This is a genomic window from Clostridium neonatale (genome assembly GCF_001458595.1).
Lineage (GTDB): Bacteria > Bacillota > Clostridia > Clostridiales > Clostridiaceae > Clostridium > Clostridium neonatale.
Genome location: NZ_LN890328.1, coordinates 430,352 through 443,783, shown reverse-complemented (window position 1 = coordinate 443,783; position 13,432 = coordinate 430,352). Strand labels below are relative to the sequence as shown.

Annotated in this window: 13 protein-coding genes; all 13 read right to left on the bottom strand. The window is 27.8% G+C overall.

Going from position 1 to position 13,432, the window contains the following annotated elements; all coding sequences use genetic code 11:
* Positions 1-131: 131 nt before the first annotated feature.
* The 13 genes from tig to hisG all read right to left on the bottom strand — a co-directional run bounded on the left by tig (position 132) and on the right by hisG (position 13,432).
* Entirely contained in the window at positions 132-1,418 is a 1,287-nt protein-coding gene (tig, locus tag BN2920_RS09130; protein WP_058294709.1) for a trigger factor, read from the bottom strand.
* 100 nt (positions 1,419-1,518) lie between these two features.
* The gene (locus BN2920_RS09125) at positions 1,519-2,331 is read right to left on the bottom strand and encodes a hypothetical protein (RefSeq protein WP_058294708.1); all 813 of its coding nucleotides are present in this window, start codon (positions 2,329-2,331) and stop codon (positions 1,519-1,521) included.
* 103 nt (positions 2,332-2,434) lie between these two features.
* Positions 2,435-2,611, bottom strand: coding sequence for a hypothetical protein (locus BN2920_RS21725; protein WP_172437795.1), 177 nt, complete (start codon positions 2,609-2,611; stop codon positions 2,435-2,437).
* Between the two features lie 177 nt (positions 2,612-2,788).
* Positions 2,789-5,965 carry a tetratricopeptide repeat-containing diguanylate cyclase gene (locus tag BN2920_RS09120; protein ID WP_058294707.1) on the bottom strand — a complete coding sequence of 1,059 codons (3,177 nt, stop codon included), beginning with the start codon at positions 5,963-5,965 and terminating at the stop codon, positions 2,789-2,791.
* A gap of 158 nt (positions 5,966-6,123) precedes the next feature.
* Positions 6,124-6,453, bottom strand: coding sequence for a phosphoribosyl-ATP diphosphatase (gene hisE, locus BN2920_RS09115; RefSeq protein ID WP_058294706.1), 330 nt, complete (start codon positions 6,451-6,453; stop codon positions 6,124-6,126).
* A 48-nt stretch (positions 6,454-6,501) separates the two neighbouring features.
* Positions 6,502-6,831: a phosphoribosyl-AMP cyclohydrolase gene (gene hisI, locus BN2920_RS09110; protein ID WP_058294705.1), complete on the bottom strand. Its 330-nt coding sequence runs from the start codon at positions 6,829-6,831 to the stop codon at positions 6,502-6,504.
* Between the two features lie 667 nt (positions 6,832-7,498).
* Entirely contained in the window at positions 7,499-8,260 is a 762-nt protein-coding gene (gene hisF / locus BN2920_RS09105; RefSeq protein ID WP_058294704.1) for an imidazole glycerol phosphate synthase subunit HisF, read from the bottom strand.
* Between the two features lie 17 nt (positions 8,261-8,277).
* The gene (gene hisA, locus BN2920_RS09100) at positions 8,278-9,000 is read right to left on the bottom strand and encodes a 1-(5-phosphoribosyl)-5-[(5-phosphoribosylamino)methylideneamino]imidazole-4-carboxamide isomerase (RefSeq protein ID WP_058294703.1); all 723 of its coding nucleotides are present in this window, start codon (positions 8,998-9,000) and stop codon (positions 8,278-8,280) included.
* Positions 8,997-9,617 carry an imidazole glycerol phosphate synthase subunit HisH gene (gene hisH, locus BN2920_RS09095; protein WP_058294702.1) on the bottom strand — a complete coding sequence of 207 codons (621 nt, stop codon included), beginning with the start codon at positions 9,615-9,617 and terminating at the stop codon, positions 8,997-8,999. The genes hisA and hisH overlap by 4 nt, the downstream gene beginning before the upstream one ends.
* 112 nt (positions 9,618-9,729) lie before the next feature.
* Positions 9,730-10,314, bottom strand: coding sequence for an imidazoleglycerol-phosphate dehydratase HisB (hisB, locus tag BN2920_RS09090; RefSeq protein WP_058294701.1), 585 nt, complete (start codon positions 10,312-10,314; stop codon positions 9,730-9,732).
* A gap of 20 nt (positions 10,315-10,334) precedes the next feature.
* On the bottom strand, positions 10,335-11,372 hold the full coding sequence (locus tag BN2920_RS09085; RefSeq protein ID WP_058294700.1) for a pyridoxal phosphate-dependent aminotransferase: 1,038 nt from the start codon (positions 11,370-11,372) through the stop codon (positions 10,335-10,337).
* The gene (gene hisD / locus BN2920_RS09080; protein ID WP_058294699.1) at positions 11,372-12,658 is read right to left on the bottom strand and encodes a histidinol dehydrogenase; all 1,287 of its coding nucleotides are present in this window, start codon (positions 12,656-12,658) and stop codon (positions 11,372-11,374) included. The genes BN2920_RS09085 and hisD overlap by 1 nt, the downstream gene beginning before the upstream one ends.
* A gap of 144 nt (positions 12,659-12,802) precedes the next feature.
* A complete protein-coding gene (gene hisG / locus BN2920_RS09075; protein WP_058294698.1) occupies positions 12,803-13,432 on the bottom strand; it encodes an ATP phosphoribosyltransferase in 630 nt (209 codons plus the stop codon).

The window sequence follows — 13,432 nt, the reverse complement described above, 5'->3', positions numbered from 1 at the left end:
ATTTTAAATTCATTTTACTTATAATTATATAGGTTTTTAGTTTATTTGTTAATGCTTATTTGAAATAATTGCCAGAAAACTTTTTTCTGGCAATTATTAAAGCATTTTTCTATTTTAATGTATACTACTTACTATTTACAAGCATCTTTAATGAATTTTAAAGTGTTTTCAATAACAAGATCTTTTTCTATCATAGGCTTCTGAGCTTTAACTAAAATGTCTGCCATTTTTTCTGGATCTTTTGGTCCATACATTTTACCAAGTTCTAATGCTCTTTCTTTAACTTCTTCATCTGTTGCCTTTATTTCTTCAGCGTTTGCTATAGCTTCAAGAACTAAATCAGCTTTAACTTTTCTTTCAGCATTTTCTTTCATAAAATCTCTCATTTTATCAACAGTGTTACCTGTAAATTCCATATATTGATCTAAACTTAAACCTTGATATTTTAATCTTCCTTCTAAGTCTTTCATCATAGCATCAATTTCTTTTGAAATCATAGCTTCTGGAACATCCATCTTTGAGTTTTCAATTATTGCTGTTATTACAGCTTCTTCAAATTCTCTTTCAGCTTTATCATTATTGCTCTTTTCTAAGTTTTTCTTTATGTTTTCTTTTAATTCAGCTAAGCTTTCAACAGCTGATACATCTTTAGCAAATTCATCATCTAATTCTGGTAATTCTTTAACTTTTATTCCTTTAACTTCAACTTCGAATTTTGCTGGCTTTCCGTTTAATTCATCTCTTCCATAGTTTTCTGGGAAGCTAACATTAACATCTTTCTTATCTCCCACTTTTAAACCTATAAGTTGATCTTCAAAGTTATCTATGAAAGTACCTGAACCTATTTCTAAAGAATAATCATTTCCTTCTCCACCGTCAAATGCAACATCATCTATAAATCCTTTGAAATCTATAACTGCTATGTCACCTTTTTCTATAGTAGCTCCTTCAGCTTTTTCTTCAACTCTTGCATTCTTTTCTCTCATGTCATTTATTTGTTTTTCAACTTCAGCTTCTTCAACTTCATAAACTGGTTTCTTTATATCTAAACCTTTATATTCACCTAATTCGATTTCAGGATAAACAGTAACTGTTGCAGTGTAAACAAACTCTTTTCCTTCACCTAATTCCACTATATCTATCTTTGGATAATCTACTGGTCTTATATTCTCAGTAGTTAAAGCTTCTCCATATGATTCATCAATTGCAAAGTTAATAGCATCATCATAGAATACTTCTACTCCATAGAACTTTTTAACCATTGCCATTGGAACTTTACCTTTTCTAAACCCTGGTATATTATATCTTGTTTTATTCTTATTATATGCTTTTGTTAATGCTGCGTTAAATTTTTCTGCTTCCACAGTTATTTCTAACTTTACAACATTTGTTTCTATTTTTTCCACTTTAGCTTTCATTTTATTCTTTCCTCCTAAAATAGTATGCATCTAATTTAACTAGGTTATTATACCATAAACCTTTAAATTTTATCAAATAATTTATTTTTCCTCTATATAATTAGTGATTATAATTTCCATCTTTATCTATATAATATGTTACCCCATCTACATCAACTTGTAAACCAAGTTCGTTCATTGTAGAAATTTGAATACTATTAGCTGCTAAATCCCAAAGTACTGTATCTGCGCCAGATTGAATATCAGTTATCCAAAGATATTGCTTTAAAACATTATTCCCGAAATAAGGTCTATTAGTTATAAAGATTATTTTTTCATCACTTATAAATTTTCCACCATAATTCCATAAATAATTAGGATTATTAGCAAGAGTGTCTTCTTTTCTAAAAACACTTCCTCTAGTTGATGTATACTCATTTTTTGAAACAATCGAACTGCTTCCATCAATATTATATACAATCATATCTCCATTTACATCATTAATTAATACTTGTTTTTTAGATGGACTTATATCATAACTAACATTTTCGTCTAAATCTTTCACTTCTGTAAATGTACTTTCTTCATTTGAGTCTTTAGAATATACTGCTTTTGCAACATTCCCACTGCTAAGTGGAATATCTATAGTCTGTTCTACTGGTTCCTTGGGTGTTTCAGCAATTTCTTCTTTATTTACACTTTCCTCATTTTCTTTATTCTCGTCTTGTGCCTGTTCTTTATTATCTAATGTATCACTATCTATCCAAGCTTGAAGATCCTGTTTTACTTTTGAAAAATCAATTGGATTGTAAACAAATTTAACAGCTATAGCAGATACTATTAAAATCATCACTAGAGAGAAAATAATTATGTTACGTTTTCTTTTCTTCATTTTCTTTTCATATTCTCTGCTAAAAATACTTGGCTTACCCAAAAAACTTCCCTCCAAATCACATATTTTTTACTCAAACAAATTTATTATATCTTATTATTATTGTTAAATCTACAGCATTAATATATATTTTTTACAACAACTACTATTTTTTATCACAAGAACCGCATTTAACTTTACTACAACTGCATCCTGAGCAGCCCCCACACTTTATCAAACCTTCCTCTCTTAATTCTTCTATTGATAAAGAACATATATTTTCTGAATAATCTTCATAATCGACAGAATCTTTTAGTAAGTCTTCTTTTTTTATTTCAATCATAAATCTATTCCTTTCTTCTTATTATTAATTAACTAAAACAAATCATTTAATACACTTTATATAAAATATTGCTTTAAATTCTAAAATTACTCTTACAAATAAAAAAGCTATATTGATTTATTATTATAATACATCAATATAACTTTTTATACATTATACTTTATAAAATTGTAATAATTATTTAAAAACTATATACCTGCCTTTACCAGAATTTTTAGCTTTGTACAAACATTTATCAGCTTCTTCAATTAATTTATTATAATTTGTAGAAGAATTTAATTTTCTGTAGGATATTCCCATTGAACATGATAATAATTTTTCTTTTGGAATATTTATATTTTTATTTAAAAGTGCTTTTATATTATCCTCGTATCCTCTACATCGTTTTATTTCTTCATATAACTTTTCTGCTAACACTTCTCCATCTCCAAATTCTGCTTGTTCCAGTAATACTATAAATTCATCTCCACCATATCTAATAACATCTACACTCTTTAATTCTTCACATATAGAACTTAATGAATTAGCAAAAAAACTCAAAATATAATCACCTATAGAGTGTCCAAATGTATCATTATAATATTTAAAATTATCCAAATCAATATATAATAAACAAGCATTTATATTTTTCTTACCATTATTTTTCACAAGTGTAGATAATTTATCAAAGAAATAACACCTATTATTTAGACCAGTAAGTGCATCTTTTAATGCACTTTCCATTAATTTTTCCTGCCATTTTATTTTTTGAAGTGTTTCATTAAATTCTTTTATAGATATATTTATTATTCCTAAATTAGAACTATCTAATATTATATTATTTCTTATAGGATCATTTCCAAACTTAGTTGCACATATAAATATTAATTTTAAATTCTCATCTTTTATAATAGGCACATAAATTAATGAACGAACCTTTTCATTTATAGTTCTCTCAATCCAATTACTTAAGTCAATATCATCGCTTGTTACAAATGGTGACGTATATTCAGTTATTATAGCATTTAATTCTTTTATATAATTATCACTTAAAATTTCCCTATCAGTCGTATAAAGTATTTCTGTGGTTTCTCCTTCATAAAAAATCAATAATGAATAGTCAATAGAAAATTTATTTTCTATCAGAGTCATTGAATTATTTATAATGGTATTCTTATCATCTATTGATGTTAAAATTTCTTGAAAGCTATTTATGAAATGTATTTCTTCAACTTTATCATTAAGAGAATTAATTGTAGCTTCTTGTTTAGCTGCTTCAATAATCCAACTTAAGTCTTTTAAATCACTCTCAAAAGTATAATTATTGTTTACTGTAACTCCATCAATTAGATTTATATAGTAATTTATATTATGTTCTTTACAATATTTTATTGCTTCTTTCCTTACAGAGTCTGCATTATTATTTTCTTCAGATATTTCCAATATTCTAAAATATTCATACATAAACTTAGGATACATACATTTTAATGAACCTTTAGCTTTTATTAAATTCTTATATGATTTTCTAAATAGTTTTAGAGCTTCGTCTAAATCTCCTGGCTTTTTAGCTAATAGAGCTTCAGTAAAATTCTTAAGAAAATATTCTTCATCATCTTCATAAAATCTATTACTAATATCTACAGTTTGAATTTTAGATAAAAACGAATAACTTTTATATAGATTTCCTAAATAGAAATGATTTAATGCTGCTATTCCATATATTCTACTAACAGTAGTAAGTCTTAATCTTCCCAGCTTTAATGTCTTAATTACATTTAGAAGTATCTCTAATTGTTTGTTTGCTGTCTCATAATCGCATACAAATAGTGAAGTAAGACTTTTATTTATTAAAGCCATGCAGATTTCATCAAAATTCCATTCAAGTCTTAAATAACTTAATGATTTATTATAGTAATCATTTGCCTTTATATAATCGCCTTCAATTAAGCAATAATAACCCATTCCATTATATGTCTGTGCCAATCTAAAATTGTCATGCATATCAATAAGTATTTTTTCTACTTTCTTGTAGTATTCCTGGCTAATATCATGATCTCCATTAACTGCATATACTAGTGCAGTTTTTAAATCAGCTGATAAAATACAATTTATATTCTTTAATTTTTCTGCTAATTCAAGCCCTTCCATATAATAGTCTTCTCTTTGATCTTTAGGTCCAACAAAAGATATAAGATTAAAATTATGTGTCAAAAAATATGCAAGTATATTTTTTTGGTTATATTTTCTTGCCAATTTAATAAATTCTTCATCAAAATTTAGTTCTTCTATGGTTGTCCTATACTTTCCTTTTTCATTAATCCAGAATAATAGTTCATAAGATTTTAGTTTAAAATAATCATTATTAATTTCAACAGCTAATTTATAACTATTTTTCGCAAGGGTTTCTGCCTCATTAAACTTTAAGCGTACTATATTTAACATAGACAATTTTTGAAGTGCCAATGTTTTTAATTGTTTATCGTTTACATCAATTGCAAAATTTAATAACAAATCATAATACTTATAACTATTTCCATAATCTTTTTTTATTAAATATATATCACCCAATCTTAGTAGTACTTGTTTTAATTCATAAATATCATTTGAATCAATCATACTCTTATATTTTCTACAAAAGCATATTAAAGCTTCATCTATTGCAAAAAGGTTATACAAATTCTCACCATGAATAATTAGATCTTTTTCTACTTTTTTAGGCTTTTTATTATCTCCGTTGCTTTTTTCTTTAATACTAAGTCGTAATAATGAATGCTTTGCTTCTATAGAATCAATTAGATTTTCAAATTCATCTTGATAATCACAATCAAAATACTTGTCATCTGAAAAAGTTAATATAATTTTAAAATTATATTCTTCATTATTCATCACTATATATTTTAGCCAATTGAGAGTTGAGAGTGACATATAATTTATGTTTTCTAATAAAATAAATACATTGTCTCCAAATTTATTTATAATATTCATCAATGATTCATAAATTTTATTTTTTTCATACTCATAATCAAAAAATATTAATTCTTCATCTCTTTCAGCTTTTCCACATTTTAAATAACTTAAAAATAATGATTTATGCAGCGGATAAATATTAATATCTTCTAAAAATTTTTCTACTTCAATATTTGCTATATTAATTTCTTCATCTATGAAAGTTAAAAACGGAAAATACGGTTCTAATTCTCCATTATTATGTTTTTCTAAAACTCTATAAAAACATTTTTTCCCTAGATTTATTAAGGTTTTATTTATATCTCCTAATGATAAATTTTTAGTATCTTTAATTAAAATAACCTTATTATCTTTTTCATTAATTGCAGTAACCAAAATAGATAATAAATTCTTTGATATACTTTCCATACTAAAACACCTCTCACTTTAAGAAAAAGTGTATTTCTTATATAATATAATTAATATTCTTATCAATTATATTATATCATCAAATATATTATTCTTACATAAAGAATAGAATAAAATAAAGCCTATTAAAATAATAGACTTTAAATAATCTGTAATTATTAAACATTTGTTATTTCTTTTCTTTCGCCTTTAAAATTATTTATCTTTTCTCTTCTTTTGCCTAATTCCACCTTGATTTCATCCATAGATATTCCTAGTTCAGCCATTAACACAAGTAAATGATATGCTAAATCACATATTTCACATATCTGTTCTTCCTTATTATCATTTTTACTGGCAATAACAACTTCTGTACATTCTTCACCAACTTTTTTTAATATCTTATCTAGACCTTTTTCAAATAAATAATTTGTATATGACCCTTCACTACCATTATTTTTTCTATCTAAAACAACTTTATATAAAGCTTCTAAATCTTCCTTTTCCATAATCTTCTCCTTATATTTTAAGAATTATTTTTTTGCTCTTTAATATACTTATAAATCTCTATAGAAACATGTTTTATTTCCGGTATGACATGCAGCTCCCACTTGTTCAACTAAAATTAAAATTGTGTCATTATCACAATCTATTTTAATTTCTTTAACATATTGAAAATGTCCTGATGTAGCGCCTTTATTCCATAATTCATTTCTACTTCTGCTATAAAACCACGTTGTATCACCTTCTAATGTTTTTTTTAAACTTTCTTTATTCATATATGCAAGCATTAAAACTTCTTTGGTTTTATGATCTTGTACAATTGTTGGAACAAGACCATTCCCTTTTTCGAAATTAACGTTTTCTAATCTTTCTAAAATTTCCATATGCGTACTCCTCTCTTATAAATAGAGAAATTCAGAATATATTTATTAGTAAAATATCTAATACCATAATAAAATAAGAAAAGTTCCTTATTTTAAGATAACTACTCTTTTTATTTAAGATCCGTATTGCAGCATAGCTGCACTTTTTATATGTGCATACTCTTAAGCAGAGAGCCCAAATCTTGCATTTGGTGCGAATCGCTTACACCTACAAATGAATATGAGTAGGTGTTTCATTAAAAATTTTCTTCTAACCCGCATAAAATAAGCAAATTCTTAAGAATATATATTCTTAAATTCTTAAATTCTTAAATTCTTAAATTCTTAAATTCTGGCTATTTTTTCATTCTTCAAATATTTACGCAATGCATTTCTTTGGCATATAATGCTTAGTGAGGCACAAACTTAACAGTATAGCCCAGCTTCATCTACTGCTGAAGATATTTTCTTTATTTAAACTCTCTCTTTTATCCTTTTAACTGTCATAATTTCTAACTATTCGCTTTTTAAAGGAAACTCACTATTCACATCCGTTCATAGGAGTAAGTTCGATCAGCCAAATATAAAATTTGGGTTCTCACTTAAATTCTGGCTATTTTTTCATTCTTCAAATATTTACGTAATAAATTTTTTTATAAGAATCCCTTTTAATCCGCATAAAATTAATTTATCTTCTTACTGATATATTACGTTGACTCAAATAATTTTTTACTTCATCAACTGTCAATTCTCCATAGTGGAAAAGTGATGCTGCAAGTGCTGCATCTGCTATATTAGTTTTAAAGACATCATAAAAATCTTCTAGACATCCACATCCACCTGATGCAATAACAGGAACATTTGTTATATCACTTACAGCTTTAGTAAGTTCTAAATCAAATCCTTTTTTAGTTCCATCTGCATCCATAGATGTTAAAAGAATTTCTCCTGCACCAAGCTTTGTTGCTTCTTCAATCCACTTTAACAAATCAATTCCTGTATCTATCCTTCCTCCATTTATAACGACATTCCAGCCTGTATTATCTGCTTTCTTCTTAGCATCAGCAGCTAAAACTATACATTGATTTCCAAAATAGAATGCACCTTCTTTAATAAGATTTTTATCTCTTACAGCTGCTGAATTTAAACTTACTTTATCAGCTCCAGCCCTTAATATGGCTTTTATATCTTCTATAGTTTTTAATCCACCACCTACAGTAAACGGAATAAATATCTTTTCTGCTACGCTTTCAACTACCTTTTCCATTATCCCACGTTTCTCATGAGTTGCTGTTATATCTAAAAAAACCAATTCATCTGCACCTTGTTTATTATAGTATTCAGCTAATGCCACTGGATCTCCAACATCAACTAATCCTTCAAAATTTATTCCTTTAACAACTCTTCCTTCTTTAACATCAAGACAAGGTATTATTCTTTTAGTATGCATATAAATTCCCCCCTTTACTATCTGTTTTCTTTTGATATTCTTATTGCCTCTTCTAATGATAATGTTTCAGCATATATTGCTTTACCAGTTATAGCCCCATATAAATCAATTTCCATTAACTCTTTAATATTATCTAAATCCCGAACGCCTCCAGACGCTGTAATATCAATATCAACAGTTGATTTTAACTTCTTAAGCATTTCAACATTAGCCCCTTGTAATGTTCCATCTTTGCTTATATCTGTTACTATAATATTTTTGACACCTATATTCTCCATTTTTTTAGCGAAATCTAAATAATCTAAATTACTTCCTTCAAGCCAGCCTCTACCATAAACTTTACCATCCTTGCAATCTATACCAACAGCTATTTTTTCACCATATGTATCTACTGCAGTTTTAAGTAAATTTTCATCTTCTATTGCTATTGTCCCTAAAATAACTCTAGAGACACCATTTTCAAGCAGGTGCTTAATTGTGTCCAACGATCTTATTCCGCCACCCAATTCTACTGGAATATTAAGTTCTTTAGCAATCCTTATTACTAATTCATGATTTTCATTGCCACCACTTTTTGCTCCATCTAAATCTACTAAATGTATATAGTCGGCTCCTACTCTTTCAAATGATTTAGCTGTCTCAAATATATCATCTGCAACTATTTCTTTCTTATTATAATCTCCTTGATATAATCTAACTGGCTTTCCATCAATAATATCAATAGCTGGTAAAATTATCATTTAATCAACTCCCCAAAATTTCTTAAAATATTAACGCCAACATCTCCACTCTTTTCTGGATGGAATTGTGCACCAATTACATTTTTGCATCTAACAACACCCGGAATTTTATTTGATCCATATTCACTATATGCCACCAAATCATCTTCATCATAATCTTGAGCATAAAACGAATGTACATAATATACATATTTTCCTTCGTCTATACCTTTAAATAATTCATCCTCTTTATTGTAGAAAAGATTATTCCAGCCTATATGTGGTATTTTTATATTATTAACCTTGTCTTCATTCATCCTAACTATATTTCCTTTTATAAGCCCCAAACCTTTTTTTTCTACACCTTCATATCCTTTATCAAATAAAAGCTGCATACCTAAGCATATTCCAAGAAGTGGTTTTCCTTTCTTTACTTCTGCTTTTATCATCTTATCCAAGCCAAGCTTCTCTATAGTTTCCATAGCATCCGGAAAAGCTCCAACACCCGGCAATATAAGTGCATCTGCATTGTTTATGTCTTCTTCTTTAGATGAAATCTTATTTTCAAGTCCTAGAAAATTCAAAGCATTTCTAACACTTTTTAAATTTCCCATGCCATAATCTATAATAACTATCATATATACACCCCATTTTACAATTCACATTTCACAATTCAAAATGCACAATTATTCAAACTCATTAATGATTTCATCATTAATTGTGAATTGTGCATTATGAATTGTACATTGCTTAAAGTTTTCCTTTAGTTGATGGTAGTCCATTCTCAGGATTAATTAATTTTGCTTCTTTAATTGCTCTTCCTAAAGCTTTAAATAATGCTTCTATTTTATGATGATCATTTTCGCCATAAATCACTTTTAAATGCAAAGTTACACCAGCATTAAATGCAAATGCTCTAAAAAATTCTCCAACCATTTCTGTAGCCATTTCCCCAACTTTTTCTCTTTTAAAATCACAGTCAAATACTAAATAAGGTCTATTACTTATATCAATTGAAGCTAAAGCTAATGTTTCATCCATTGGGATATAAAATGTTCCATATCTATTTATCCCATTCTTATCTCCAATGGATTTTTTAAATGCTTCACCTAAAGCAATGCCAACATCTTCTACAGTGTGGTGATCACATACATTTAAGTCACCTTTAGCTTTTATATTTAAATCCATTTTCCCATGAAATGCAAATAGAGTCAGCATATGATCAAAAAAACCAACTCCAGTATCAATTTCGCTATTGCCCTTGCCATCCAGTTCCAGTTCTAATGTTATATTAGTTTCTTTTGTATTTCTATCTATTTTAGAATATCTAGACATCTACTCACCCCTTAATTTATTTAATATCCAAATATATTTTTTATAGATTCTACAACCTTCCTATTTTCCATAGGTGAACCAACTGTAATTCTAAAAACATCCCCATTGAAATACCTAATTGAGATTCCATCTTTTATCAGACCTTTTTCAAGTGCCTCTTTATGACTAGTTTTCCCATAAATGAAATTTCCCTTTGATGGATAAAACTCAATATGCATTGCTGCATTTTTTTGTATTTTATTAAGTTCACTAAAAAGTAATTCCCTTTGTTCTACTACTTTTTTTGCATTTTCAATTACTCTATCTGGATATCTTAGAACTACTGAAGCTAAATTTTGTGAATATGAGCTTATTGTATATGGTACTTTGAATTTTAATAGCTCCTTTACATTTTCTTCATTAGTTATTAAAAATCCCAGTCTAAGTGCTGCAAGCCCCCATGCTTTTGAAAGAGTTCTTGTTACATATAAATTTTTGTATTCATTTATATATGAAATTACTGTTTCTCCATAAAATTCGTAGTATGCTTCATCAACAACTACAGGCTTATCCTTAAATGCTTCTAGAACCTTTAATATATCTTCTACTTTAATGCCTATTCCTGTTGGATTATTAGGATTAGAAAATATAATCATATCTATATCTTCGTTTTTACCCATTTCTATAAATTCATCTACATTAAACTTCATAGACTCACCTATATTATAGGTTTTAATTTCTCCACCAAATCGTGTTACATAAAAATCATACATTACAAAATCAGGATTTAAACTCAATACTTTTTTTCCTTGTCTAATAACTGAACTTATTACAAGATCAATAGCTTCATCTGATCCATTACCAACAATAATATTTTTAGGATCTGTATCTGCGTACTTAGCATATAATTTTTTTATTTCCTGCATATCATTTGTTGGATATCTATGCAAATCAATTTGTGTTAGACAGGATTTCATTTTCATGAGTATATTTTCATTAATATTAAGATAAATTTCATTGCTATCAAGATTTATCTTGTATTCTTTTTCTATATTTATATACTCATTAATAACACTCATTACTTTAACCTCACTTTAACTGAGTTTGCATGGGCTGTTAATCCTTCTTTGTTTGCAAGAGTTATTATCTTATTGCCATTTTCTAGAATAGCTTCTTTTGAATAATATATAAATGATGATTTTTTTACAAAACTGTCAACAGATAAAGGTGAAAAAAATCTTGCTGTACCACTTGTAGGTAAAACATGATTTGTGCCTCCAAAATAATCCCCTATTGGCTCTGGGCAATATCTTCCTAAAAATACTGATCCAGCATGTTTAACTAATCCTAAATACGACATTGGTTCATCAACCATAAGCTCTAGATGCTCTGGTGCAATGCAATTTGATATTTCAATACATTCTTCTAGTGTTTTACAAATTATAGCTTTTCCAAAATCTTTTAAAGATGTTCTTATTATTTCTTCTCTTTCTAATGTTTTAGCCTGTTTATCGAGTTCCGCCTCAACTTCTTCATACAATTTTTTAGATGTTGTTATAAGTATAGATGATGCTAACTTATCATGTTCTGCTTGTGACATTAAATCCGCTGCAACATGAACTGGATTTGATTTTTCATCAGCAATAACAAGAATTTCACTTGGTCCTGCAATCATGTCTATATCTACTTGTCCAAAAACTAATTTTTTAGCAGTCGCTACAAATATATTTCCTGGTCCAACTATCTTGTCAACTCTTGGTATACTTTCTGTTCCATATGCTAAAGCTGCAACAGCTTGTGCTCCACCGACTTTATATATCTTATTTATACCAGCAATTTTAGCTGCTACACCTATATATGGATTAATTCCTCCATCCTTATCTGGTGGTGTAACCATTATTATTTCTTCTACTCCCGCAACCTTTGCGGGTATTACGTTCATTAAAACAGAAGATGGATAAGCCGCAGTTCCCCCTGGTACATAAACCCCAACTTTCTCAAGTGGGAGAACCCTTTGCCCTAAATAAATTCCATTTTCTTCTGTCATAATATAGCCAGTTTTCTTTTGTTTCATATGATAATTTTCAATGTTAATTTTTGCTTCTTTTAAGGCTTCAATAAACTCATCTTCTACCTTATCAAAGCACCTTTCAATTTCATCTGATGAAATTTGCAAATTAGTAAGTTCAACTTTGTCAAAAGTTTTTGTTAATTCAAATAAAGCTTCATCCCCGTCACTCTTAACTTTTGATAAAATGTTTCTTACACTTTCAATTACACTGCTATCTGCGTCTTCCACTCTTTCTTTTAATTCATTAATCAACTTTTCTTTATTGCTTTCATTAATTTCCATTAAGCTTAGCATTTAGTAGTAGCCCCCTCTAACATAAATTTACATATTAACCGATTATTAAATATATATACATATTAGTATTAATATATCAACTTATTTGAGCAAAATCAATTAATATATTAATTATAATTATGAATACTCTGCGAATTTTGTCAATTACTTATCAATAACTTTTTTAATTTTTTCTATAAATTCCCCAATTTCTTTTTGCTTCATTTTAAAACTTGCTTTATTAACTATCATTCTTGCACTTATATCACAAATTCTATCTAGTACTATTAAGCCATTTTCTCTAAGCGTTGTACCAGTCTCCATTATATCTACTATTCCATCACACAAGCCAAGTATTGGTGCTAACTCCACTGAGCCTTCAATTTTAATAACTTCAACATCCATGCCTTTGTCTTTAAAATAATCTTTTGCAACTTTAGGATATTTACTTCCAATCTTAACATGTCCAACTTTTTTATAAATATCATTTTCTGGGAGAGATGCTACAATAAAGCCACACTTTCCAAATCCCAAATCTAATACCTCATAGCAATTAGTATCACTTTCTAATATTGTATCCTTACCTACAACTCCAATATCAGCAACCCCATGTTCAACATAAGTTATTGAATCAGCTGATTTAACCAAGAAATAGTTAATATCTGCGCTCTTATCTTTAAATACAAGCTTTCTTCCTTTATTCTTTAATTCTGATGGGTCATAATGTGCTTTATCTAATAACTTAATGCTTTCCTCTTCCAATCTGCCCTTAGTAAGTGCTATACTTATACTCAT

Bases quoted from the DNA above. Each gene is read 5' to 3' on its own strand.
- tig (WP_058294709.1), bottom strand. From the start codon at position 1,418: ATGAAAGCTAAAGTGGAAAAAATAGAAACAAATGTTGTAAAGTTAGAA.
- BN2920_RS21725 (WP_172437795.1), bottom strand. From the start codon at position 2,611: ATGATTGAAATAAAAAAAGAAGACTTACTAAAAGATTCTGTCGATTAT.
- BN2920_RS09120 (WP_058294707.1), bottom strand. From the start codon at position 5,965: ATGGAAAGTATATCAAAGAATTTATTATCTATTTTGGTTACTGCAATT.
- hisE (WP_058294706.1), bottom strand. From the start codon at position 6,453: ATGGAAAAGGAAGATTTAGAAGCTTTATATAAAGTTGTTTTAGATAGA.
- hisI (WP_058294705.1), bottom strand. From the start codon at position 6,831: ATGGAAATTTTAGAAAGATTAGAAAACGTTAATTTCGAAAAAGGGAAT.
- hisF (WP_058294704.1), bottom strand. From the start codon at position 8,260: ATGCATACTAAAAGAATAATACCTTGTCTTGATGTTAAAGAAGGAAGA.
- hisA (WP_058294703.1), bottom strand. From the start codon at position 9,000: ATGATAATTTTACCAGCTATTGATATTATTGATGGAAAGCCAGTTAGA.
- hisH (WP_058294702.1), bottom strand. From the start codon at position 9,617: ATGATAGTTATTATAGATTATGGCATGGGAAATTTAAAAAGTGTTAGA.
- hisB (WP_058294701.1), bottom strand. From the start codon at position 10,314: ATGTCTAGATATTCTAAAATAGATAGAAATACAAAAGAAACTAATATA.
- BN2920_RS09085 (WP_058294700.1), bottom strand. From the start codon at position 11,372: ATGAGTGTTATTAATGAGTATATAAATATAGAAAAAGAATACAAGATA.
- hisD (WP_058294699.1), bottom strand. From the start codon at position 12,658: ATGCTAAGCTTAATGGAAATTAATGAAAGCAATAAAGAAAAGTTGATT.
- hisG (WP_058294698.1), bottom strand. From the start codon at position 13,432: ATGAGTATAAGTATAGCACTTACTAAGGGCAGATTGGAAGAGGAAAGC.